We start from the raw sequence: 3,740 nt of genomic DNA, 5'->3' as shown, positions 1-3,740 counted from the left end.
GACCACCGACGCCGTCAACCGCATCCTGTCCGAGCGACAGGCCGGGGTCACCGACGGCGAAGTGGATCTGGTGTGGGTCAACGGCGCGAATTTCGGCACCGGTAAGCAGGCAGGCGCGTGGCTTTGTGGCTGGACGCAGAATCTGCCGAACATGGAACTGACCGATCCCGAGGATCCTCTGTTGCTCGACGACTTCGGCACCCCGGTCGAGAACTGCGAATCACCCTGGCACAAAGCTCAATTCACCCTGGTCTACAACGCGGCAGCCATCCCCGATCCGCCGACGACATTCGACGGCGTGCTCGACTGGGCTCGCGCGAACCCGGGCCGCTTCACCTACCCCGCTCCCCCGGACTTCACCGGCTCGGTGTTCGTCCGTGAGGCGTTGATCAATGCCTCCGGCGGCGTCGACGAGGTTCCCGCTCAGTTCGGTCAGGATTCCTACGACCGACTCGCCCCGGCATTGTTCGATCAGTTGAACGAACTCGCCCCGTCACTGTGGCGCGAAGGAACGACGTATCCGCAGTCCTCCTCCGAGCTCGACGCCCTCTACGCCGGTGGCCAGGTCGACATGACCATGACGTACGGCCCTGCGACCCTCCCGAAACTCGTCGCCGACGGCACCTTCCCGCCGGAGACCCGCGTCCTGACTCTCGACGAGGGAACCGTCGGGAATGCGAGTTTCCTTGCCATTCCGTCGACGTCGGGGAAGTCGGCCGCGGCACACGTGGTAGCCAATCTCGCGTTGTCGCCCGAACAACAACTCGAGAAGGCGACGCCGGACGTGTGGGGGCAGTTCACCGTGCTCGATATCGACCGACTGCCCGATGACGCCCGCGCCCGGTTCGAAGCGTTGCCGAGCTCGACTGTTCTGCCCTCCTACGAGGAGCTCTCGGCCAACGCGCATCCCGAACTCTCGGCGGACTGGGTCTCGCCGGTCGACGAGGGTTGGCGTCGAAGCGTGCTCGCCGGTCAGTGAGCGCGTCCACGAAGAGCTTTCGCGGCACGGCGGCGGTCCTCCCCGCCGTCGTGCTGGTAGTTCTCGTCGTCGGCGGCGGTCTCGGCACCGTGGTGCTGCAGAGCCTGGGGCTGATGCCGTTGGTCGGAACCCCCCAACTATCGGTCGACGCGTACTCCGCACTGGGCGGTGACCTGTGGAGCTCGGTGGTGCTGACGCTGTCGATCGCCGCCGTCTCGACGGCATTGGCCACGGTGATCGGGCTTGCGGCGGCACTGGCGGCCTTGTCAGGTGGACGCGCCGCGTTGGTCGCTGCGGGGTTGACCGTCACGGTGCCGCACCTGATCGGGGCGGCGGCGATGGCATTGCTGTTGGCAGATTCAGGGATGCTGCCTCGCATTCTCGGCATGACCGACGGCGGCTGGCCGGAGTTGGTCGGTGGGAAGTGGTGGATCGCCGTCGTCGCCGAATACGCCTGGAAAGAGTCGGCTTTTGTGGCCGTCGTCGTGGCCGGGACTCTCGCCACCCGAGTGGCCGCATTCGACGAGACGGCCGCGACCTTGGGCGCAGGCCGGTGGGCTCGGCTCCGATTGGTCACGTTGCCGTTGGCCCGGCCCGCACTGATCGCGTCGGCGGCCATCGCGTTCGCCTACACCGTCGGTTCCTATGAGGTGGCCCGCATTCTGGGTCAACCGTATCCGGAGCCGTTGTCGGTGATGGCAATTCGCCTGTTCACCTCGATCGATCTTCAGACGCGTCCGCAGGCAGCCGCTGCCGCGACGATCGCCACCGCGCTGACGGTGGTCGTGGCCGCGGTGGCACTGCACTATCTGCGCAGATCGGCGGTGTGGAAATGAACAGGGTTCTTTCCGCTGTCGGCAGGTCCGCTCTGGTCCTGTGGTTCCTGCTGCCGCTGATTCCGGTTGTCTTGTGGGCCATCAGCAATCGCTGGTCGTTTCCCGGATCGGTTCCGCAGGAATGGGGATTCGACGGCGTCCGCAGTGCCCTCGATGCCGGGGGCGTCGATGCGTTCGTGCGATCGATCATGCTCGCTCTCGCCGTCGCCGCTATCGCAACGCCATTGGGCGCGTTGGCCGCTCGCGCCCTGGTGAACGGAACAGTGCGTTTCCCCGCTTTGGTGGCCGTAGTTCTCTTCGCGCCACTGGCCCTGCCTCCGTTCGCCGTGGCGTTGGGACTCGATGTGCTGGTGCTGCGCTCGCACATTCCGAGCACGGTGGCGGTGATCGCGTTGCTGACCGTTGCGGCCATTCCGTACACGACGTACCTGATGCGAGTGGCATTCGGCGCGTACGACATCGGTTTCGAGGAGGAGGCGCGCACACTTGGCGCGTCGAGTGCCATGGTGCTGCGGCGAATTCGCATTCCGCTGTTGGCTCCGGCCTTGGCGGGGGCGGCGTTGCTCGCGTTCCTCGTGGCGTGGAGCGACTACGTGATCACCCTGCTGATCGGTGGGGGCAGACTGGTCACCGTGCCCATTCTCGTCGCCTCGTTCGCTGCCGGGACCGGCAACGAGTCGGTGGTGGCTGCCCTGTCGGTCGCCGCGGTGGTGCCGCCGTTGTTGCTGGTGCTCATGCTGGCCCGGCTGCGTCGTAGGAGTGCCCGATGAGCGTCGAACTGTCCGTACACGGACTCACGAAAGTGCATGCCGGTCAATCGGTTGCGGCTCTGAATTCGCTGGATCTCACCGTGCCGCCGGGTTCGTGTACGGCGATTCTCGGGCCGTCGGGCTCGGGCAAGAGTACGGCGCTAAGACTCATCGCGGGACTGGATTCGCCCTCCGCCGGAACAGTGCAGATCGACGGCCGCGAGGTGAACGGCGTTGCGGCCGAGAACCGCGGAGTCGGGATGGTGTTCCAGCGTCCGATGTTGTTCCCGCACATGTCGGTACTCGACAATATCGGCTTCGCCTACCGCGCTGCCGGGGAGAGTCGCAAGCGGTCGCGCGAGCGGGCCCGGGAGTACCTCGACCTGGTACATCTGGGTGACATCGGGGACCGTGCGGTGTCCGAGGTGTCGGGTGGGCAGGCCCAGCGGGTGGCGTTGGCGCGTTCGCTCGCAGGCTCGCCGCGAGTGTTGTTGTTGGACGAGCCCTTCAGTGCGCTGGACCCGGTGTTGCGCACCGAGATGCACGACCTGGTTCGCGAATTACGAAGCTCGCTCGATCAGACGCTGTTGCTCGTCACCCACGATCAGCAGGAAGCGGCGGTGCTGGCCGATTCGGTGGCCGTGCTGATCGAGGGTCGTTTGGAGCATCACTCCGATATCGCAACGGCTTACACGCGTCCGAGCACGCTGGCAGTGTCGCGACTGATGGGCGGGATGAACGAAATCGAGGGGCAGTGGGATGGGGTTGGGGTGCATCGCTCCGAGCTCGGGGAGTTGGAGGTTGACGGGGTTTCACTTCCCGCTGGTCCGGCCGTGTTGCTGTTGCGACATGAGTTGATCAGGCTGAATGACAACGGGATTCGTGGAGTTGTTTCGGGTCTGCGGCCTACCGGATTTCGCAGCATCGCTGATGTGACCGTGGGCTCGACGGTTGTGAAAGCGGAGTTGGCGGCGGGATCGACGGTGCGGATCGGGGATGCAGTGGGGTTGCAGATCCCGGGTGGGGCGCGGTTTGTCGTCGGGACTTGACGGTCGCGGCGCTGGCGGTTAGCAGTCCTCGTGCAGGGTAAGTCCCGTGGGGTGGTGGACATTCGGTGAGGCGGCGTAGCCGCAGCTCGGGCGTGTCGTACCCGTGTTGTGGGTGGGCCATCGCGTA

General features: G+C 65.8%; 4 protein-coding genes. All 4 read left to right on the top strand.

What is annotated here, in order from left to right; translation table 11 throughout:
* Nucleotides 1-979, top strand: a 979-nt coding sequence (locus tag A2J02_RS12255; protein ID WP_068050437.1) for an ABC transporter substrate-binding protein, incomplete at its 5' end; no start/stop codon positions are given.
* A complete protein-coding gene (locus A2J02_RS12250; protein WP_068050436.1) occupies nt 976-1,815 on the top strand; it encodes an ABC transporter permease in 840 nt (279 codons plus the stop codon). The genes A2J02_RS12255 and A2J02_RS12250, both read left to right, overlap by 4 nt.
* Complete coding sequence (locus A2J02_RS12245; protein WP_068050435.1) at nt 1,812-2,585, top strand: ABC transporter permease; 774 nt, start codon at nt 1,812-1,814, stop codon at nt 2,583-2,585. The genes A2J02_RS12250 and A2J02_RS12245 overlap by 4 nt, the downstream gene beginning before the upstream one ends.
* On the top strand, nt 2,582-3,613 hold the full coding sequence (locus A2J02_RS12240; protein WP_068050434.1) for an ABC transporter ATP-binding protein: 1,032 nt from the start codon (nt 2,582-2,584) through the stop codon (nt 3,611-3,613). Before A2J02_RS12245 ends, A2J02_RS12240 begins: the two co-directional genes overlap by 4 nt.
* The last annotated feature ends 127 nt before the right edge of the window (nt 3,614-3,740 follow it).

The organism is Rhodococcus sp. EPR-147 (assembly GCF_001647185.1).
GTDB lineage: Bacteria > Actinomycetota > Actinomycetes > Mycobacteriales > Mycobacteriaceae > Rhodococcoides.
Note: the sequence above shows the minus strand (reverse complement) of the source record. Positions and strands in the feature narration are given on the sequence as shown.